Here is a 20,917-nt window from a genome sequence, read left to right as displayed (position 1 = left end):
GGCTTTGGAATTATCTCTGTTCTGCGCGTGGCGCTCTTGGCTTAGAGGCTTGAGCAAACGGTTTGCCTTTACTTGTCGGGCGAGAGTGTGCAGGTTTAGATGCGCTGCCTTGGTTTTTCTTACCATTGTCTGCCGCGCTGCTAGCGCGTGGTTTGTTTGGCGATTTACTTGGTGAAGTAGCGCTCTCTTTACGCGGGTTAAGAGCATCAAAGCCCGGCTGAGTTTTGGTGTGTTTGGTCGCAAAACGGTTCGCTCCGTGACGGCCAGATTTACGACGCTGTGCAGGCGTGAGTGCATCGACATCATTCGCAGGCACTAAGCAGTTAGGTTTATCACCAATCAAATGCTTTTTACCCATGTTGATCAAGGCTTCACGGATAATCGGCCAGTTTAATGGGTCATGATAGCGTAACAGCGCTTTGTGCAGCCTGCGTTGACGCTCTCCCTTTGCGACAGTCACTTCTTCACGTTTTTTGTATTTCACACGTTTGAGCGGGTTAGTCTCTGAGTAATACATCGCGGTTGCATTACACATTGGCGATGGATAGAAGTTCTGCACCTGATCACACTCAAAATTGTTTGATTTTAGCCACAGTGCCAAATTGAGCATATCTTCATCTTCTGTACCGGGATGCGCGGAAATAAAGTACGGGATGAGGTACTGTTTCTTACCTGCTTCAGCGCTGTACTTCTCAAACATCTCTTTGAAGCGATTATAGGTGCCCATACCCGGTTTCATCATCAGATCGAGCGGATTCTTCTCGGTATGTTCTGGGGCGATCTTGAGATAGCCTCCTACGTGATGCGTGACCAATTCACGTACATATTCAGGAGATTCAATCGCCAAGTCATAACGCACACCAGAGGCGATCATCACTTTTTTAATGCCTTTGACTTTGCGCGCTTCACGATAGAGATCAATCGTATGTTTGTGGTCGGTATTGAGCTTATGGCAAATTCCGGGGAAAACACACGATGGGCGGCGGCAGTTCATCTCAGCTTTAGGATCACTACAACCTAAACGGTACATGTTCGCCGTTGGCCCACCCAAATCCGAAATGGTTCCAGTAAAGCCGGGAACTTTATCGCGGATCTCTTCCATCTCATTCAAAATCGACTCTTTTGAACGGTTTTGGATAATGCGCCCTTCATGTTCGGTAATCGAGCAGAATGAACAACCACCAAAGCAGCCGCGCATGATATTAACTGAGGTTTTGATCATGTCATAAGCAGGAATTTTACTTTTGCCATACATAGGGTGAGGCACGCGTGCGTAGCTCAGGCCAAACACGTAATCCATCTCTTCTGTGGTGAGTGGGATCGGGGCTTGGTTGACCCACAACTCACGGTCGCCATGGCGCTGGATCAGCGCCCGGCCAGAGTAGGGGTTGGTTTCTAAATGCAGTACACGGCTTGCATGCGCGTATAAAATCCGGTCATTATTGAGCTTTTCAAAAGCAGGCAAACGAACCGCTGTTGTCGCGGCATCATGGCGAGAAGGACGAATGGTGATTGGCTTTGCTTCGGCTTCTTTTTCTTGATTAGTTTCACACTGCGTTTCCACCGCGTAAGGGTTCACAGGAACAAACGCTTTACCCGGTTTCTCAATGCGTGATGAGTCAATGATGGTGTAATGCTCAGGCTCAGCGGCCAGGTTCACGGCCGTGCCGCGAATATTGGTCATATCAGCGATGTTATCGCCATTGGCTAAGCGGTGCGCTACTTCGACCAATGCGCGCTCTGCGTTACCAAACAGCAGTATGTCGGCTTTGGCATCAAACAGCACAGAACGGCGCACTTTGTCTGACCAATAATCATAATGGGCAACGCGGCGCAAACTTGCTTCAATACCACCGAGTACCAGTGGCACATCTTTATAAGCCTCACGACAACGCTGCGAATAGACAAGTGTGGCGCGATCTGGACGTTTGCCACCTTCATTATTGGGTGTGTACGCATCATCATGACGTAATTTTTTGTCAGAGGTGTAGCGGTTGATCATCGAATCCATGTTGCCGGCCGTGATGCCAAAAAACAGGTTAGGTTTTCCCAGCGCCATGAAAGCGTCTTTATTTTGCCATTGCGGCTGGGCAATGATCCCAACGCGAAAGCCTTGCGCTTCGAGTAAACGGCCAATGATCGCCATACCAAAACTGGGGTGATCCACATAAGCGTCACCCGTGACGATCACGATGTCACAGCTGTCCCATCCTAGGGCATCCATCTCCTTTTTACTGGTTGGCAGGAAAGGTGCGGTTCCAAAGCACTCTGCCCAGTATTTTTTATATTGATGAATAGGAGTGACGTTGCTGTGCATATTTTGACCTCTGATTAATGAGCCGCGCATTATAACGACTTGCACTGGTAGTATCTAGCGGAACATTGGCTTTGCGTTCTATTTATAAAGAAAATTATTAATAAAGTGAGCGGTAAGTGTGTCGGAGAGATACATAAGTGATATGTGATAAAAAAGATGCACCAATAGTAAAAAGGTCAACCAGTAATAAAACGGGTTGACCTTTAGACAAGAGTTAGTGGCTCAAGTAACGACGTCGAATCAATAAGGCGGCCAGCATTGACAATAAAGTCATTCCACCAGTACTACCGCCGCCTGAACCTCCTGAAAGTGGGGGTAAGGTAAAGGAGTAAGGCTTTTCATATTTCAAATTTTTGATGTAAGCCGCATCACTGCCGGTTGGTGTGCTTGATGTCTTTACGTATTCAAAGCGGATATCGTTGACTTCTTCATTCAAATATAACGTTCTGCTGCCACTACGTTCACCATCTTCGATTATGTAAGTGCTACCGTTCACTTTCACAATTAAGGAATCATAAATAAAAGTAGAGGAGACTTGGAAATCAAAACTTACTTTTCCTTTAGGGACGTTTTCAAGAAACAAAACCGATCTCGCTTTATCGTTCATAATGGCAGAACGTAGCCAACCATCTTCTTCTAGCCAAGGGTTTACATTCACACTAAGACTGCTATTGGGTACGGTAATTAACCCCTCTAGTGATTTTGCAGCAGGTTGTAGAACCGTATTGAGCTTTAGTGACGAGGTGACGGTTCCTAAATTTAGTGGGCTGTTAGTGTCAATCTCTAAGCGCACATCAGCAGGTATCATTGAATCAATGGTATAAGAAACATCAACATAACATTGGCTACTCGGAGCCAAGCCTTGTGAACAGTTTTCGGCTGTGATATTTGCAGAAGCTGGAGACAGTGTGACGTTGTTTGCGGTAATAATCTCATCAGAGCCGTTTACAAAATTAAAGCGATGGGTATGAAGCCCATACTTAATCTCGTTTTTGTGTTGAGATTGTCGGAAAGAAACCTTTGATGTTCTTTGAGTCAGCCAATCATTAAAATGGTCGACTTTGGCATAAACGCCAGCCGCGTCTTGTAAGCCGCAACCACGCCCCCAACTAACGACACCATATTGAATAAAATTACCGCCGTCATTGATAAAAACGGGGCCACCGCTATCACCTTGGCAGGTATCTTGCGGGTAACTGCTCGCACAAAAAGCATCATTTTGTATATCTAAATAGCCGCCACCCAAAGTTCTGCACTGTGCAGTACCAATTAACGATATTTCGGCTTTACGCAAGATTTGAGAAGGATTGCTCGATTTATTCAACAGTTGGCTGTAACTCGTTGCCCCAAAGCCAATTATCTCTAAAGCCGTGCCAGCGGCTAGCGTATCAAGTGCACCAGTATTAGGGCGAGTGACTGCTTGTATTGGTAATGAGTTTTCTAATTCAAGGATCGCGATGTCGTTGGATCTTTCGTTATAGTCAGCATGAGTTTCATCATCATAAGCTTCATGATAATAGATTTGTTTGACTTTCACCCGACGACCGGCATTAGTACGTAAGTCATACGCTCCAACCGTCACTTCAATATCCTCAGCATTGAGCGGGTTTTTTCCTGCTACGCAGTGAGCGGCGGTAAGTACATACTTATCACCCAAGTAGCTGCCACCACAAAAAGAGCTTTTAAGAGTTGAATAGTGTAAGGCAACCATAAAGGGAAAGTTACCCGCGTCAGCAGGGGTTCCATTGATGATTCTAGTTGATATTCCGGATTCCGTTCCAGAAGCACTGAACTGAAAAGATGTAAACAGAAGCGCTCCTAGCGCGACTGAAAAAAGGGGTTTGTTCATGAGTACCTCGGATTAGTTTTTCCAGCACCTCTTGGGTGTGGGAACGGTACCATATAGGGGCTAATGAATCTCGTCAATCAGTAATAATTATCATATCGACAAGATATATTAATCAAATAAGGCAAGTTAATGTATTTCAGTAGCTTATAAAACGAACGTATTGGTCATTTTATGTTCGTTGTTTTCTTTCGATTACGATAGTTCTAGGCTACTCCTTTTGAGGTGTATTGATGTTCGGCGTTTTTTATATGGCTTGTCTGGCCTAAAATAATAAATAAGCAACTGCATTTACATCATTAGTGCTAACTCACGGCTTGTGATTAAGTTTTGCTCTATGCTGTGCCATTAATGGTCAATTATTTGAATGAGTTGGAGTCTATATGACACAGGTGAAGTCTCAAGAGCTACGAGAAAAGGCAGTGCTTCGAGAACCGCCAGTGGCTCGATATGATGCGATTGATTGGTCGTTTAACCTAACGACTTCCGAATTTATTTGTGATCTGAAAGCGGCGAATGCGTTACTTCATTCCCGTGTTTCGATAGCCAATATTCAAGAATTATTGCGTTATATGACGCCGAGCAAAGCTGCAGAGATGAAGCGCTGCTTCAAGTATGTGATTGAAAGTGGCAAAAGCCATGCCTTAAATTGCAACCTTGTTATTTCGGATCAGGCGTTAACTTATGTGGAGATTTTTATCGAGCGTACTTCTCTCACGCAGTTGCAAGGTACGATTCGACCGCTGCTCAAATTGGAATTATTGCAAGAGGTGGCCAAGCTTTTTGAAGGAGTGTTTGATAATACACATCATGGTTTGATCCTAACCGACGATCAAACGCGGGTTTTGGCTTGTAACCACTATTTTGAGCAGCATTCAGGTTTCAAACAAAATGAGCTACTTGGATTAAAAGCCAACCTATTTAATGCAGGCAAGCATTCCAAAGAGTTTTACCAATCGATGTGGCATGACATCAACACCAAAGATCATTGGAGCGGTGTCATTCTCAATCGTCGGGCATCTGGGCTGGTTGCACCACAAGAATTAACTATTCAAAAAATCATACTGCAAGATGGCCGAGTGTTCTTTGTAGGGATGACGCTTGATTTAGCCGATAATCTTCACCGCGTAGCCGATACGGCACTTGGGGATATCGATCTTTTGACGCAACTGCCTACCGAACAAAAGTTTAAAGCCTTGCTCGAAACATATTGCATGGAGTACCCCAAAGGCCAAACACAAATTGTTTTGGCTTTTCAACCTGCGTTTGAATCAGATCGACACCATGTAGAAACTTTAATGCTTTCCAGTTTTTTGGCGCGCTGTAAAGAAGCTAAGTTGGTGGGCTATGTGGGAAAAGATATTTATTTAGTGAGTTTGAGTTGTTCAGAGTGCCAAAAAAACACAGATTTTCGTCTCATCCAGCATGCGATCCGTCGCTTTATGAAAGAGTTAAAGAACGAATCCAGCTCACATACCGCGATTATTAATGGCCGAATTGGTGTGTCTGTTTTAGGGTTCGATGCAAAAACGCCAGCTCGAATGGTGACGCATGCGATGCAAGCAATGCTTGAACAACATGCAGGGGAAGCGCGTAACATCAGTTTCTATCACAGTGAAATACATCAACAAGTGAAACGTAGAAAAAACTTGGAAGACAGAGTCGCCAAAGCGATTGCGCAGAAGGAATTGGAAATACACTACCAACCGATTGTCGATACTAAAACATGGAACATTGCGAAATTCGAAGCGTTATGCCGTTTTAAGCCTGTGCCCGATTTACCTTTTACCACGCAAGAAATGATTGGTATCGCGGAAGATCTGGATTTGATTGCCGAGCTTGATCGTTGTGTCAGTATTTTATCTTTGCAAGATTTACCCAAGATAAAAACCTTGTTTGGCCAAGGTGTTGGGGTAACGATCAACCGCTCTTTCAATACCAAAATGGATGCGACGCAGATTTTAACCAATACCATGGAGATCATTGATCGCTACACGGATACGCCTCAATCAGTCACCATTGAGCTAACCGAAAGCGCCTATTTTGATAGTCAATCTCATCAGGTTGATGCCCTTAATGCTCTTCGATCGCGCGGCGTAACGGTTGCGATTGATGATTTCGGTACGGGTTATTCCTCTTTTACCTACCTCAGCGATTGCAATTTTGATTATTTAAAAATAGATCGCGAGTTTGTCACGGACATTCAGGTCAACAGCAATAAGTACAGCATTGTTAAAATGATCACTGAGCTATCGCACACACTCGGCGTGAAAGTGGTTGCCGAGGGAGTAGAAACAGAGCATGAGGTTTGGGTGCTTAAATCATTGGGCATTGACTACATACAAGGCTATATTTTTTCAAAACCACTACCGCTTAAGGAACTGGTTCGGGCCAAGGAGTATCGTAATCGTTTTGCGTATTCGGGCGATAAAGTAGAACAAAAGCGAAAGCCCAACTGTTTGCTCAATCTGTTCAAAGAGGGGAAACCACATTTGGATCCCAGTGAGCCAATCTCTCTTGCTTATCAGTATATTAAATCGACTAAAGTTGATGTGCTGCCAGTCGTCAATCAAGGAGAGTGTGTTGGCATCGTCGATGTAGCCTCACTCAATTTATATCTGACGCCGAACATGGGGACCGATCTTGAAACCACGCGTGAAGCGGCCGTATGGCGTAAGCCCGTGAATCAGATCATGAAATTTCATTTCACTCAGCTTGACGCGTACACCGAGCTAAATCAAGTGGTGAATTTGATCGAAAAAGGACATGATTTTCCATGGGTACTGGTCGATAACACTCGTTACAAAGGCTTATTGACTCAAGCGGACGTACTGAGGTATTTGGCCGAAAGTCAGTAACCTTCTCTGGGCATCCGCGCTTACTCTTTGCTATTATCGCGCCCAGATGTTTCCAGATGATGTTTAGATTATGATTCAAACCTTACTTTCTGTTTTTTCACCCATGCTGCTCGGTGCGCAAATCTTACTGACGTTAGTGCTGGTCAAAGGGGATATTTGTCCTGGACAACGTGGCCGTATTCATCGCGTATTGCCAGCTATTGGTGTGCTTTGGTTGGCAGTGGCTTCACTAAAAATTGAAGCCTTTTTGGTCGTCTTTTCCATCTTCTATTTCTATTCACAAGTTCAAACCAAGAAAACTCGAGATGAAGGCCCGTTATGGGCACTGTATTTGGCGAATGGCCTTGCCTTGGCTTATGTCGCGATTCAGATATCAGAGCAGGGTCATTGGTCAGCTTCTATTGCCATGTTGCTGTTGGTTGGTTTGTTGGGCGCGAGTTTCTCGCACCTTCTACTAACGATAGCGCGCTCGCGTTTACAAGCTTTCCACCGAGTTCTACCCGTTGTGGGCATTCTCTGCTCGATGGGCATCGCTTTATGCGTTGTGCCGCATGCGTACGGGTTAGATGATGAAACGTTGGCTCAAGCAACATTGCTGTTACTAATGACATTCGGTTTCATGATCGCAGGTATTATCGTGTGGTGCTGGTATATCTTGTTTGCCAAAAGCGCTGAGAAAATTCAATTAACGGCAGCCTTGTTATTGATGTTGGCAGCCAGTATTTGTTTTCAAGGTTTGTTTAATCTCTAGACCTGGGTCACTCTTTAGTGCGAATTTTACCGCTAGTCTTTAGTGGTCTCTTTGCTATAGGAGTGAGCCATGGATTTGAGTAACGTCAGCCGTTTTGATAGCAATATATTACTTGGCATCGTCAATGAGAAGCTACGCTTAGAGTGTGATAGCTTCGAAGAACTTGCCAGTATGTATGAAATGGATAGAGAAAATGTAGTCGGTAAGCTGGATGTTTTAGGTTACCAATACGACCCACTGACCAACCAATTTAAAGCGAACCAACGCTAGTGCTAAGCAGCGTGCAGTGACAGTTAACCAACCGCACTGTCATTCAAATAGCCATGTCGACACGACGAATAGTTTAAGCCATCTTGATCCCGTCAAGGTGGCTTTTGCATTGTTGGCGCGCGGTGGCAAAAAAAGCTTGTAAATAGTGGCGATCTTTTTCGCTGTGGCGTGTTGCGGCAAATAGTCGACGCCATAAACCTTTCCCTAGTGGCTTGCTGGTAATAAGCCCCTGCCTAGAGAACTCGCTGATGGCCCAATTTGGCAATGTTGCCACACCTAATCCAGCAGAGACCATTTGTACTAGCATCAAAGTGTTGTCGGCTTGTTTCCACTTCACGGGTTCAACACTAGCAGGTTGTAGAAAGTGTTTCACCACATCCAAACGCTGCTTTTGTACGGGGTAAGTGAGCATCGTTTGTGAGGCGAGATCCTCTGGTTCAATCACCGATTTTCCCGCAAGCGGGTGAGTCGTAGAGGTGATAAGGCGCATTTCAAAATCAAAGAGTGGTTCGTAGTGTACCTCTGAGCGAGGCAAAATATCGGAAGTGATGACCAAATCAAGTTCGCCGGCCAGCAATGCGGGTAACGGTTCAAAGCCAAAGCCGGACGAAAAATCTAACGTCACACTTGGCCAAGCAAGCTGGTATTCGCGCAGCGCTGGCATCAACCATTGAAAGCAAGAGTGGCATTCAATCGCCATGTGTAAGCGCCCATTGACGTCTTCTTTCAAACTGGCCAAGTCATTTTCAGCTCTGGCCAGCTTTGGCAAGATCTCGTCAGCCAGTTTCAGTAGGATCTCTCCTTCTGAGGTAAATTTCACTGGGCGAGTTTTACGTAGAAACAGTGGCCCGCCAATGCGTGTTTCGAGATCTTTAATCTGATGTGAAAGGGCCGATTGCGTCAAATGGAGCGCGGTAGCTGTTGAGGTGAGTGAGCCGCTATCCCTTAAAGAAACTAAAGTCTTCAGATGCTTAAGTTCAATCATTGCCATTATTTTCCTTCATTCCTTTGAGAGAACGGTGGTTGATACCAATATCGTGGGTCGCATCAACACGGTGACCATTCTGCTGTTCTGAGCTAAGTTACGCTTTTAATATGGAGCTGTAAACATCTAGACGTCTATTTGTCTTGATGTCAATTAAAGCTCTCTGCAATCAACATGAATTTTTTTAATAAACAAGTTGAATAATTGCACCTTGTCTGTGGGTCAGTTTAGATGGATAGTCTAGCCATCCAGACATCTTTATCTCATGCGATAAAGAATCAGACACGATCAACAGCAAAAGGACTAGGGACATGGCAACGACGACTCACATCTTAGGTTATCCACGCATTGGTGAAAAACGCGAACTGAAATTTGCGTTAGAAAAATATTGGCGTGGCGAAAGCGATCAAGCGCAGTTATTGCAAGTGGGGCATGACATTCGTCAGAAAAACTGGGCTGAGCAGCAACAAGCGGGTCTGAGTTTTTCAACCGTAGGCGATTTCGCTTGGTATGATCACGTACTCACAACCACATTGCTCCTTGGACACGTTCCTAAACGTCATAAAAACGGCTTTCCTGATTTAGATACACTCTTTCGCGTTGGACGTGGTCAATCACAAGCGGGTTGCGGCTGTAGCGGAAGTGCAGCTTCTGATATGACTAAATGGTTTAATACCAATTATCACTACCTTGTGCCGGAGTTCAGCCAAGACGATACGTTCGAAGTCAGCTGGCCTCAACTGTTTGAGGAAGTCAATGAAGCGTCGAAAGCAGGCCACCAAGTTAAGCCTGTACTGCTTGGCCCGCTGAGCTACCTCTACTTGGGTAAAGAGGTCGAAGAGGGATTTGATCGCCTGACCTTACTGCCTCGTTTATTGACCGCTTATCAAGCAATTTTAGCTAAGCTTGCTAAACAAGGAGTGGAATGGGTACAAATCGATGAGCCTATTTTAGCGTTAGAGCTAGAACCAAAGTGGCAAGATGCATTTAAGTTGGCTTATCAAGTGATCGCTGGTGATGTAAAACTGTTACTGACTACTTATTTTGATTCAGTGCTTGATACGCTCGATAAAATCATTGAGCTACCAGTAAATGGATTGCACATCGATCTCTCCGCTTCTGCCGATCAATTGAACGCGGTACTAGAGAAATTGCCAAAAAATTGGGTACTTTCGGCAGGTGTGGTCAATGGACGCAATGTGTGGCGCGCCGATCTTGCGACGTTATTGGCTCGTTTACAGCCAGTGAAGCAGCAACTTGGGGATCGTCTGTGGATTGCGAGTTCGTGTTCACTCTTGCATAGCCCGGTCGATTTAGATCTTGAGCAGCAGCTCAGTGATGAAGTACAAAGTTGGTTTGCATTTGCCAAACAAAAAGTGACAGAAGTTGCTTTACTTGGTAAGGCACTGGACGGTGATGACGCGGCGATTCTGGCCTGTGAAACTTATAGCCAACCGATACTTGCACGTAAAACGGCAACTCACGTTAATAAACCGCATGTACAGGCGAGAGTCAACAGCATAACGGCGGCACTCTCTGAGCGCAGTGCACCTTATTCAGAGCGCGCTCATCACCAAGCTGAAGTGTTAGGGTTGCCATTTTTGCCAACGACAACCATAGGCTCATTCCCTCAAACGAGTGAGATCCGTCATCAGCGCAGTGCTTACCGTCAAGGTAAACTGGCACACGCTGATTATATCAATGCATTGAAAGGGCACATTGCCGATGCAGTAAAACGTCAAGAGGCACTTGATCTCGATGTGTTAGTGCACGGTGAAGCTGAGCGTAACGACATGGTGGAGTACTTTGCCGAAAACTTAGCCGGTTTCCAGACTACACAATTTGGCTGGGTGCAAAGTTACGGCTCACGCTGCGTAAAACCGGCTATCGTGGTGGCCGATATTGAACGTGAAAAACCGATTACGGTGGAGTGGTCTACTTATGCTCAATCATTGACTGCGAAGCAAATGAAAGGAATGTTGACTGGGCCTGTAACGATTTTATGCTGGACGTTTCCTCGTGAAGATATTTCTCGTCAAACCATCACACAGCAATTGGCTTTCGCTTTGCGTGATGAAGTGGCAGACCTGCAGCAAGCGGGCATTAACATCATCCAAATTGATGAACCTGCGATTCGTGAAGGATTGCCATTGAAGAAGCGTGACCATCAAGCATATCTGGCGTGGGCAGTTGAGGCATTTAAAATTGCGGCGGCGAGTGCAAAACCCGAAACGCAGATCCACACTCACATGTGTTATAGCGAATTTAATGAAATCATTGATTCGGTAGCGGCACTGGATGCTGATGTGATTACGATTGAAACTTCTCGTTCGAATATGGAACTGCTCAAAGCGTTTGAAGAGTTTAACTACCCGAATGAAATTGGCCCAGGTGTGTACGATATTCACTCGCCAAACATTCCCTCTCAAGAGTGGATTGAAGGTTTGTTGCGTAAAGCGGCGGAAAAAATTCCAGCCGAGAGATTATGGGTTAACCCTGATTGCGGCTTAAAAACGCGCAATTGGAATGAAGTTGAGGCAGCACTGACCAACTTAGTGTCAGCAGCTAAAGCGCTGCGCAAAGAGCTTAAACCCCAGCAAAGTTAAGCTACATTAATCTTGACAGAGGCCTCAAATGAAGCCTCTGTTTTTTACGAATAAAGTGGTGGTCATCACTAATAAGGGGAGGACTATTGTGCCGAACAAGTTGCTTTACTAATGAATTGGTCCACAACAAGTTGGCCCCGCGTATTGCGCATTTTAATTCGATAAGTTAAGCCGAGGTCGAGGTTAGCGCGTGTGGTTGAATCCGAGCAGTAGGTATTGATGCTGGTTTTCAACACTTGATCAATCGGCTTTGCTCCTTTTTGACCCTCATTGTAAATCATCATAATTTCCACCGTACTGCCTTTAGCACTGGCACGCATCACGGACAAAGGCCCAAATTCTAAGGGTAACTCAGCGCTAATCACATTCGCGCGATTACTGGCTACGGCTTCCAAATATTTTTGCTGATCACCATTCGAGCTACAACCCACCAGTACCAGCGTTGTAAACAGAGCACAGAGAATGACTTTCATCTTAAAACACTTTCTTGAAGGGTTTAACGATAACATGTTGATACACACCGGCAGCAACATAAGGATCGGCATCCGCCCATGCTTGAGCTTGTCTTAACGAATCAAACTCAGCGATGACTGTTGACCCCGTAAACCCAGCTTCTGCTGGATTCTCCGAATCAATTGCTGGCATTGGCCCTGCGGTTAATAGACGACCTTCATCTTGCAAGGTTTGTAAGCGCTCTAAATGTTGTGGCCGGACACTCATGCGTTTTTCCAACGAGTTTTCTACGTCTTGAGAGAAAATAACGTACCACATATTGATATCCTTATTGTTTGATAATGAAGTCGAGGCCTTACTGTACTGAAACTGGCGCGTATTGAAAGCAACCAAACTGAATTTCTGTGATCAGTTGCTAGGCTTAATCGGTCGAGGGCGGCCATCGGTATCAATGGCGACATAATTGAAGGTTGCTTCACATACTTGGAAACGATCTCCCACGCTGTCGTATTTGATGGGTTTTACCCATACTTCAAGATTGACTGACATTGAAGTGCGGCCAATTTTGGTGCATTCACCATAACAACACACCACATCACCTACCTTGACGGGTTTTTTAAACGTAATGCTAGAAACAGACACAGTGACAACGCGGCCAAATGAGATCTCTTTGGCTAAAATTGCGCCAGCCAAGTCGAGTTGAGACATGATCCAACCGCCGAAAATATCACCGTTGGCGTTAGTATCTGCTGGCATGGCTAAGGTGCGTAGCAATAATTGGCCTCTTGGGGCACTATTTTCCTGATTCATTTTTCGACATCCACAACAACAAAACAGCGACCAAAGTGGTCGCTGAAAAATAGGGACGGATTATACCAAAGACAGCCTGTTTTGCACTCAAAGAGTCCTCTGAATGAGTCCTAGCGAGAAGGTTAGTGCAATCAGTGCTCGTGCGAGGAGGGCTTGCTCTCGGAAACTTGCTTCTCTTTTGGCAGGTGTTTGTAGATAAAAACGCCTGTTAATAAGGTATAAACAAAAGTTGCGGCTAATAAGCCAAATACTTTGAAGTTGACCCAAACATCCAATGGCAGTTGATATGCAATGTAGATGTTTAGTACAGCGCAAACGCTGAAAAAGAAAACCCACGCCCAGTTGATTTTTGCCCATACGTGTTCAGGTAAGGTTAGCTCTTTGCCAAGCATTCCTTTAATGGCTGATTTGCCCATGATGTGGCTGATGGTCAAGCCCAAGGCAAAAACAACGTAAACAATGGTGACTTTCCATTTAATGAAATTGTCATCGTGAAAGAAAATTGTCATACCACCGAAGATAGTCACCATCAAAAACGTGATGATCTGCATTTTTTCAACTTTCTTATACAGTGCGTAGGTCAGGGCAATCTGTACCGCACTGGCCACGATAAGTGCCCCTGTGGCGACATAGATGTCGTACATCTTGAAAAGGGCAAAAAAGATGATGAGTGGTATAAAATCAATAAGTTGTTTCATTCGTGTTCATGCTTCCGATTTAAACGTTGCGCACAGTCTAACCAAAACCGTGTCAGAGCTAAATAGAAAGAGACAATTCGAAACAAATTAACTAGAAATGGATCAGCGTTCCCAGCCGCTGGTTTCAAGTTGTGGTATTGCTCGTTTCATGTCTTCTAAATAGCCTTCACTTTTTAAATTGGCGACGGCTATCTGCAATTCTTCATCTGTCATTGAAAAACAGGAATCTTTGCCAGTAATTAAGCCTAGATATTGGTGGTATTCAAATTCACTGAAATGGCCAATCCGATCGATAACCAATTCTCGGATCCCGTGGTGAATCAAACCATAATAAGTATCACGATCAATATCCATTACTCATACTCCAAGTCGATTCGTGCTGACGCCAAAAGTTTGCCGCTGCTATGTGGCACGAAAGAGGTGTCGTTTATTATAGCAATCGCAATGCCAACTTTATCGTCAGTCATAGGGCGCTTTAATGATTAACTTTAGTATGAGAACTGTTTTTTTTGCAAATTGCGATGCAAAAAGAAAGCCGCATAGGATGCGGCTTGTATTGGATCAATGATGCTCTGTGATGAGTTAGGCTTTTTGCTGCTTCAATGAGGCCTCAGTGGCTTCTTCTTCAATCAAAGCATCAACAATAACGGCACACGCGGCATCCCCTGTGATGTTGAGCGCGGTACGGATCATGTCGAAGATACGGTCTAGGGCGAAGAGTAGTGGTAAACCTTCAATTGGAATTCCAGCCGCTAGCAAAACGGCTACTACAAGGAAAGAAGGACCAGGAACACCTGCCTGACCGACGGCGCCCAGTGTCGCTGTTACGATGATGGCAATGTAAGCGCCCATCGAGAGATCAATATTGAATAGCTGGGCGAAGAAAATTGCAACTAAACCATAATAGATGGCGTTGCCAGACATGTTGATGGTAGCACCTAACGGCAGAACAAAGGCGGCAGTTGAGTTGCGTACGCCAAGGTCGTGTTCTACGGTATCCATAGTGACAGGGAGTGTCGCCATTGATGACGCGGTTGAAAGGGCTACGGCTTGAGGCTTTTTCATCGCAAGGATAAATTTCTTAGCCGACGTCTTGGTTAAGAGCTGAATCATCAGCGGGTAAGCAATAAAGCCGAAAATTAAAATAGCCGCGACATAAACGACAAACAGCTTAAATACCACCATCAGTGCACCAAAACCAAACGTGCCGACGGCTTCAGCCATCAAACCGAATACACCGATAGGTGCGATAATCATCACTTTGTTGATCATCCACACCATGGCATCAACAATAGTGTTTACGCCATTAATGATCGGGTCACGTTTTTCTTTGCTCTGTTTAGAAATGGCAATGCCAAAGAACAAGCAAAACACAAGGATTTGCAGAATGTTGGCATTATTCAGTGACTGGAAAACGTTGGTTGGGATCATACCCGTAATGGTTGCCCAAAAAGTAGGTAGTTCACCTTTTGCTGCGTATTCGGCAGAAAACATACCTTCAACGCCCGAAATATCGACGCCGATACCCGGTTGGAAGACTTCGCCCATTACCAGTGCCAGCGTCACGGCGAGTGCGGAAGTGACCGCAAAAAAGCTGAGTGTGACAAAACCGACTTTACCCGCCGCGTGGCTATTACCAAGGCCCGCAGCACCGGAAATAAGCGCAACGGCCACCAGTGGGATCACCAGCATCTTAATTAAGTTGATAAAAATGACACCCAGTGGCGAAAAGATGGCCGCATCGTGTCCCATCATGGCACCAACGGCAGTACCAATGATCATTGCAATGACGACTTGCACGCCAATGTTGCTTAACAAACTCTTTTTGTTTAACACTTCCATAACCTCTGTGCTAATTAATTGTAAATTCCTAGTGTTACCCACTACATAAATATCAATCGGTGGATAAATATTTCGACTAGCTTTTTACACGGATATTTTACATTTAGCAATATGGTAACAAGGTAAATTGACAAGATTATTGATAGTTCATTGACATGAAACGTGGTTTTTTCAAAAAGAAAACGTTTGCTATTTGTTTTGTCAATTTAATGAGTGGTTGGTTTGTGTTTTGTGAATGAATTTGGCGAGGCGTAAATGTTAAAAAAAAGATCGATTTCTTGGTTTGACTCAGAAATCGATCAGGTTGGTTTTTGCTGTAAACCAATTTATTTCAACGTCGCTGCTTTCATGCTGGAAACGAAATGGCTGAGAGTCGTTAACATTTCATCTGGCTGATTAAGTCGTTGTTCAATAATTTTCACTACTGCGGATCCCGATATTGCGCCAGCAGCACCGGCGGTGATGGCCTGTTTGACTTGCTCAGGTTCTGATATGCCAAACCCAAGCAATGCGGGTGGGGCATCAAATTGGTTCAGTCTTTCCAACAAGGCATGTACTGGCATATTGGCTTTTGTTTCTGCTCCTGTCACACCGGATCGAGACAGTAGATAAGTATAGCCACGGCCAAGTTTGGCGACCGCGGCTAGGGTCTCATCACTGGCGGTGGGTGGTGCGATGAAAATGGGTTGAATCCCGTATTTGTCTGCCGCCGCGACAAATTCACGGCTTTCATTAGTCGGAACATCGGCGATCAATACTGAATCCACGCCTGCATTTTTACAGCGTTGGTAGAAGTTCTCGATGCCGCGTGAATAAACGAGGTTGGCATACATGAGTAGTCCGATAGGCAGGTCGGGATATTGCGCGCGAATTTTGGTTATCAACTCAAAGCAGATATCTGGAGTCGTCCCTGCATCCAGTGCACGAATATTCGCCCCTTGGATGGTTGGGCCATCAGCGAGCGGATCAGAGAAAGGGATACCGAGTTCTAATGCGTCTGCTCCTGCTTCCACTAGCGTTTGCATGATGCGCAGTGATTGCTCTGGATCTGGGTCCCCGATGGTCACAAATGGAACAAACGCACCTTGATTGTTGTCAGCTAAACGCTGAAATAGGGTTTGATAGCGATCCATTACAGCGCTCCTTTCTCTTCTAATAGTTTATGGACGGTGAAAATATCTTTATCGCCGCGACCGGATAGATTCACGACCAATAACTGCTCTTTTTCTGGCTCGGCATACGCCATCTTCACGGCGTAAGCAACCGCATGTGATGATTCCAGCGCGGGAATAATACCTTCGTTACGTGCGATCGATTGGAAAGCATCGAGTGCTTCGTCATCGGTAATGCTTTCGTACTCAGCGCGGCCTGTCGCATAAAGATGAGCGTGCTGAGGGCCAACAGAAGGGAAGTCAAGCCCAGCGGACACCGAGTAAGACTCTTCCACTTGCCCGTTTTCATCTTGCATCAAAGGTGATTTCATGCCGAAGAAAATGCCTGTCTTGCCGTGCTTCAATGGCGCGCCATGCAGGTGGGTATGAATGCCTTTTCCTGCTGGTTCAATGCCAATCAAACGGACATTCTTTTCTTCAATAAAGTCAGCAAACATGCCAATCGCGTTCGAACCGCCGCCGACACAAGCAAGCACCGCATCTGGTAAACGACCTTCGCGAGCCAAAATTTGCAGTTTCGTTTCTTCGCCAATCATGCGTTGAAATTCACGGACTATGGTTGGAAATGGGTGAGGCCCCGCTGCTGTACCTAATAAATAGTGGGTGGTTTCATAGGTGGCAGACCAGTCACGTAGCGCTTCATTGCACGCATCTTTAAGTGTTGCTGACCCTGAATGAACGGGGATCACTTCTGCGCCCATTAGCTTCATACGAAACACGTTGGGGCTTTGGCGTTCAACATCTTTTGCACCCATATAAACGCGACATTTTAGCCCCAGTAGTGCGCAGGCCAACGCCGTTGCAACACCATGTTGCCCTGCGCCTGTTTCGGCAATAATTTCATGTTTACCCATACGTTTGGCAAGCAGTGCCTGACCAAGTACTTGGTTGGTCTTGTGTGCGCCGCCATGCAATAAGTCTTCACGTTTTAAGTACAATTTGGTTTTTGTGCCTTTCGTGAGGTTTCGCGTCAAAGTTAGCGCCGTTGGTCGACCTGCATACTCTTGTAGTAACATCATGAATTCAGAGCGAAATTCAGGATCTTCCTGCGCATCAATAAAAGCTTGTTCCAATTGGTCAAGCGCTGGTACCAAAATTTGTGGCACGTATTGACCACCGTATTCGCCAAAATAGGCATCGAGTTTTGCCATGATTCGTATCCTTAGTCTCTGTGTTACTGCTGAGTGATTCAGCGGTAATGAATCTGTTGTTATCCCTTGCTACTTGACCTTGCGGCTGGGAGTCACTCGCTTTTCAAGTCAATGGGAATCGATTTAGTGTTAGTACTGCCGAATAGCGTCGAACGCTAGGGTTAGCTTGTGTAAGTCTTTTTTCCCCGGTTCGCTCTCAACACCTGAATTGAGATCGAGCCCTAAACAACCGATGTTTGCTGCTTGCTGAGCATTTTCAGGGGATAAGCCACCCGCCAACATGACATCGTTTACCTCGGTTAGTAATTGCCAGTCAAAACGTTGGCCAGTGCCGCCAGATTGCGTTCCTACTTTTGCATCGAATAAGTGACGGTCAATGTGGCGCTCAAGCTTGGTCGGTAGGCAGTCGCTCACGCCATAAGCTTTCCAGATTTCAATCTGGCTAGGTAAGTGAGCTCTCAATTGGTCAACATAGGCTTGATCTTCTTCGCCATGCAGTTGCACCGCAAAGAGTTTTAACGTCGTAGCAATCTGCGTAATGGCTTCAATGGTGTGATTTTGAAACACGCCCACGTAGCGCAGCGGTGCGCCGCTCATCGTCAAACGTGCATTGTCCAAGTCGACATAGCGTTTGGATTGCGGCACAAAAATTAAGCCACCAAACACGGCTCCAGCTTGATAGGCTTTGGCCGCATCGTCAGCATGAGTTAAGCCGCACACTTTGTTTTCGCCGAGCGTCACTTTACGTACCGCTAGCTCTAAATTTTCTTCGGCCATTAACGAGCTGCCGATTAAAAATCCATTGGCGTATTGCGAAAGTTCACGCACTTGTTGGTGAGTATAAATACCAGACTCCGAGATGATCATGGTTCCTTCTGGGAGTAAAGGTGCCAGCTGTTTAGTGCGATTTAGATCGGTTGAGAGATCGCGCAAGTTGCGGTTATTAATGCCAATAACTTTTGCTTGCAAGGCGACTGCCCGGTGCAGCTCTTCCTCATTGCTCACTTCGGTTAAAATACCCATACCCAATTGGTGAGCCACATTGGCTAGCGTTTGATAGTGTTGATCATCAAGGACGGACAGCATCAATAAAATGGCATCTGCACTGTAGTGACGAGCCAAATAAACCTGATAAACATCAACCATGAAGTCTTTGCAAATCACAGGTTGGCTTACTTGCGCGCGAACGCGTGGCAGAAATTCGAGGTTGCCTTGGAAATATTTTTCATCAGTCAAAACTGAAATGGCGTCTGCATATTGATGGTAAACCGAAGCGATATAATCCAAATCAAAATCTTGGCGAATGAGCCCTTTGGAAGGTGAGGCTTTTTTACACTCCAAAATAAAAGCGGTTTTACCCGTATTTAACGCATCATAAAACGAGCGATCCGATGCGGTTAATAAGTGTTCGAAGCTGCCCAATGGTTGCTGCGTTTTACGCTGCTCGACCCATTCATATTTGTCATTGACGATTTTGGCCAACACTTCAGCCATTTGAGTATGCTGGGTTGAAATGTGGTCAGAAAGTTGCTCAGGCATGGGGCTTAACCTCTTTGTGCCAGTTGTTGGACAAGCTGATAGGCTTTGCCCGAGTTCATTACACTAATGGCCTGTTGTGTATTGGCTTTGAGATCTTCTTGGCCAAAAAGACGCAGCAGCAGCGCCACATTGACAGCGACGGCAGCCAGTTGCGCTGGCGTGCCTTTCCCAGTCAGCAGGTTGGTGATAATGGCGCGATTCTCCGCAGGCTCACCACCTTGAATGGCTTCGAGTGGGTAGCTTTCAACACCAAAATCTTTAGGTGTTAAGGTGTATTCGATGATGTGTCCATCACGAATTTCAGCCACTAAGGTTTCACCATGAATCGCCACTTCATCTAAACCACTGCCATGAACGACCGCTGCACGTTTCAGTCCCATTTGTAACATGGTTTGGGCAATAGGCAGAACCAGTTCTTTACTGTAAACACCCATCAGTTCAATGTTGGGGCGAGCAGGGTTAATCAGCGGTCCTAATATATTGAAGATAGTGCGCGTTTTCATGGTTTGGCGCACGGGCATCGCATGACGCACGCCACCATGATATTGCGGCGCAAATAGGAAAGCGACGCCCAAATCATCGATGGCTTGGCGAGTATTTTCAGCGCTCATCGCAAGGTTAATACCAAATGAATCCAGTAGATCAGAAGAGCCTGATTTGCTCGATACTCCACGATTACCATGTTTGGCAATTTTTACGCCACAGGCAGCAGCAACAAATGCTGCGGTGGTTGAAATATTAAAAGTATTTGAGCCATCACCACCAGTACCGACTATGTCTGCAAAATCATAGTCTGGCCTTGGAAACGGGGCCGCGTTAGCCAATAATGCTTTGGCTGCGCCAGCAATTTCATCGGGTGTTTCACCTTTGATTTTCAGTGCCGTCAATACCGCCGCCATCAAAATAGAGTCGAGTTCACCACGGATGATGACATCAAACAGTTGCTGGCTTTCTGCTTGCGAGAGCGACTGCTGCACGTAAAGTTTATTAATGATGTTTTCCATAAAATATCCCTATAAATCCGTTAGTGGGTGCTTTTTCTAAAGCCCAATCGATCGCATTGGCAAGCAATGCTGCGCCATGAGTAGTCATGATGGACTCTGGATGAAATTGAAAGCCGCACACTTTATCTTGCTCTTGCACCACGGACATCACGAGCCCATCAACCTCAGCCGTGATGGTTAAACTATCCGGAACTTCAGTAGCCACTAGGGAATGATAACGAGCAATGGCTAGTGGTGACGGTAGCTGTTGGTAAATACGGTGATCTTGGTGCTCCATCATCGAGATTTTGCCATGGATAATTTCGCCAGCACCCGCGACGGTGCCGCCGTAAGCTTCAACAATCGCTTGGTGACCTAAACAGATGCCAATGATCGGCACTTTGCCCTTAAGGCGTTGGATTAATTGTGGTATGCATCCCGCGTCTGCGGGCGCGCCCGGTCCGGGGGAGAGCAGCAGCAGCGGTTCATTCAATTGAAAGACCGCTTGTTCAATGCTCTGTGCGGCGATGTTGTTGCGATAAACCGTCACCGTATGGCCGAGTGAGCGGAATTGATCAACAAGGTTGTAGGTAAAGGAATCAAAGTTATCGATAAAAATAATGTTGGCCATGTCTG

At 45.7% G+C, this 20,917-nt stretch carries 18 protein-coding genes; 4 read left to right on the top strand and 14 right to left on the bottom strand.

What is annotated here, in order from left to right; translation table 11 throughout:
* Window positions 1-10: 10 nt before the first annotated feature.
* Entirely contained in the window at window positions 11-2,317 is a 2,307-nt protein-coding gene (locus AACQ42_RS16725) for a YgiQ family radical SAM protein (protein ID WP_094165772.1), read from the bottom strand.
* A 214-nt stretch (window positions 2,318-2,531) separates the two neighbouring features.
* Complete coding sequence (locus AACQ42_RS16720; protein ID WP_254918097.1) at window positions 2,532-4,166, bottom strand: S1 family peptidase; 1,635 nt, start codon at window positions 4,164-4,166, stop codon at window positions 2,532-2,534.
* 380 nt (window positions 4,167-4,546) lie between these two features.
* On the opposite strand from AACQ42_RS16720, the gene AACQ42_RS16715 reads away from it, so the two are divergent.
* From AACQ42_RS16715 to AACQ42_RS16705, 3 genes are all read left to right on the top strand, one after another.
* Window positions 4,547-7,021 (top strand): sensor domain-containing phosphodiesterase, encoded by a 2,475-nt coding sequence (locus AACQ42_RS16715; protein ID WP_094165767.1) that lies wholly within the window; start codon window positions 4,547-4,549, stop codon window positions 7,019-7,021.
* A 70-nt stretch (window positions 7,022-7,091) separates the two neighbouring features.
* Window positions 7,092-7,772: a hypothetical protein gene (locus AACQ42_RS16710; protein WP_094165766.1), complete on the top strand. Its 681-nt coding sequence runs from the start codon at window positions 7,092-7,094 to the stop codon at window positions 7,770-7,772.
* Window positions 7,773-7,841: 69 nt separating this feature from the next.
* Window positions 7,842-8,042: a DUF4250 domain-containing protein gene (locus tag AACQ42_RS16705; protein ID WP_010316942.1), complete on the top strand. Its 201-nt coding sequence runs from the start codon at window positions 7,842-7,844 to the stop codon at window positions 8,040-8,042.
* A gap of 73 nt (window positions 8,043-8,115) precedes the next feature.
* Here AACQ42_RS16705 and metR read toward each other — a convergent pair whose 3' ends face one another.
* On the bottom strand, window positions 8,116-9,027 hold the full coding sequence (metR, locus tag AACQ42_RS16700) for an HTH-type transcriptional regulator MetR (RefSeq protein ID WP_094165771.1): 912 nt from the start codon (window positions 9,025-9,027) through the stop codon (window positions 8,116-8,118).
* Between the two features lie 311 nt (window positions 9,028-9,338).
* On the opposite strand from metR, the gene metE reads away from it, so the two are divergent.
* A complete protein-coding gene (gene metE, locus AACQ42_RS16695) occupies window positions 9,339-11,633 on the top strand; it encodes a 5-methyltetrahydropteroyltriglutamate--homocysteine S-methyltransferase (protein WP_094165765.1) in 2,295 nt (764 codons plus the stop codon).
* Window positions 11,634-11,716: 83 nt separating this feature from the next.
* Here metE and AACQ42_RS16690 read toward each other — a convergent pair whose 3' ends face one another.
* The 11 genes from AACQ42_RS16690 to AACQ42_RS16640 all read right to left on the bottom strand — a co-directional run bounded on the left by AACQ42_RS16690 (window position 11,717) and on the right by AACQ42_RS16640 (window position 20,912).
* Window positions 11,717-12,106, bottom strand: a complete 390-nt coding sequence (locus AACQ42_RS16690) for a GspS/AspS pilotin family protein (protein ID WP_017047758.1) — start codon at window positions 12,104-12,106, stop codon at window positions 11,717-11,719.
* Window position 12,107: 1 nt separating this feature from the next.
* The gene (locus tag AACQ42_RS16685) at window positions 12,108-12,404 is read right to left on the bottom strand and encodes a YciI family protein (RefSeq protein ID WP_013857153.1); all 297 of its coding nucleotides are present in this window, start codon (window positions 12,402-12,404) and stop codon (window positions 12,108-12,110) included.
* 90 nt (window positions 12,405-12,494) lie between these two features.
* Window positions 12,495-12,896 carry an acyl-CoA thioester hydrolase YciA gene (gene yciA / locus AACQ42_RS16680; RefSeq protein ID WP_013857152.1) on the bottom strand — a complete coding sequence of 134 codons (402 nt, stop codon included), beginning with the start codon at window positions 12,894-12,896 and terminating at the stop codon, window positions 12,495-12,497.
* Window positions 12,897-13,027: 131 nt separating this feature from the next.
* Window positions 13,028-13,594, bottom strand: coding sequence for a septation protein A (locus AACQ42_RS16675; RefSeq protein WP_017042013.1), 567 nt, complete (start codon window positions 13,592-13,594; stop codon window positions 13,028-13,030).
* 102 nt (window positions 13,595-13,696) lie between these two features.
* On the bottom strand, window positions 13,697-13,948 hold the full coding sequence (locus AACQ42_RS16670; RefSeq protein WP_013857149.1) for a hypothetical protein: 252 nt from the start codon (window positions 13,946-13,948) through the stop codon (window positions 13,697-13,699).
* A gap of 228 nt (window positions 13,949-14,176) precedes the next feature.
* Window positions 14,177-15,436: a dicarboxylate/amino acid:cation symporter gene (locus AACQ42_RS16665; RefSeq protein ID WP_176429680.1), complete on the bottom strand. Its 1,260-nt coding sequence runs from the start codon at window positions 15,434-15,436 to the stop codon at window positions 14,177-14,179.
* Between the two features lie 326 nt (window positions 15,437-15,762).
* A complete protein-coding gene (gene trpA, locus AACQ42_RS16660) occupies window positions 15,763-16,569 on the bottom strand; it encodes a tryptophan synthase subunit alpha (protein ID WP_017047754.1) in 807 nt (268 codons plus the stop codon).
* Window positions 16,569-17,759, bottom strand: coding sequence for a tryptophan synthase subunit beta (gene trpB / locus AACQ42_RS16655; protein ID WP_094165763.1), 1,191 nt, complete (start codon window positions 17,757-17,759; stop codon window positions 16,569-16,571). The genes trpA and trpB overlap by 1 nt, the downstream gene beginning before the upstream one ends.
* Window positions 17,760-17,888: 129 nt before the next feature.
* Window positions 17,889-19,298 carry a bifunctional indole-3-glycerol-phosphate synthase TrpC/phosphoribosylanthranilate isomerase TrpF gene (gene trpCF / locus AACQ42_RS16650; protein WP_094164104.1) on the bottom strand — a complete coding sequence of 470 codons (1,410 nt, stop codon included), beginning with the start codon at window positions 19,296-19,298 and terminating at the stop codon, window positions 17,889-17,891.
* 5 nt (window positions 19,299-19,303) lie between these two features.
* Window positions 19,304-20,302, bottom strand: coding sequence for an anthranilate phosphoribosyltransferase (gene trpD, locus AACQ42_RS16645; RefSeq protein ID WP_094165762.1), 999 nt, complete (start codon window positions 20,300-20,302; stop codon window positions 19,304-19,306).
* A complete protein-coding gene (locus AACQ42_RS16640) occupies window positions 20,286-20,912 on the bottom strand; it encodes an aminodeoxychorismate/anthranilate synthase component II (RefSeq protein ID WP_094165761.1) in 627 nt (208 codons plus the stop codon). The genes trpD and AACQ42_RS16640 overlap by 17 nt, the downstream gene beginning before the upstream one ends.
* Window positions 20,913-20,917: the final 5 nt, after the last annotated feature.

The sequence above is a fragment of the Vibrio sp. V12_P9A6T4 genome (genome assembly GCF_963874835.1).
GTDB classification, from domain to species: domain Bacteria; phylum Pseudomonadota; class Gammaproteobacteria; order Enterobacterales; family Vibrionaceae; genus Vibrio; species Vibrio anguillarum.
This window is presented reverse-complemented; position numbering and strand designations above follow the sequence as displayed.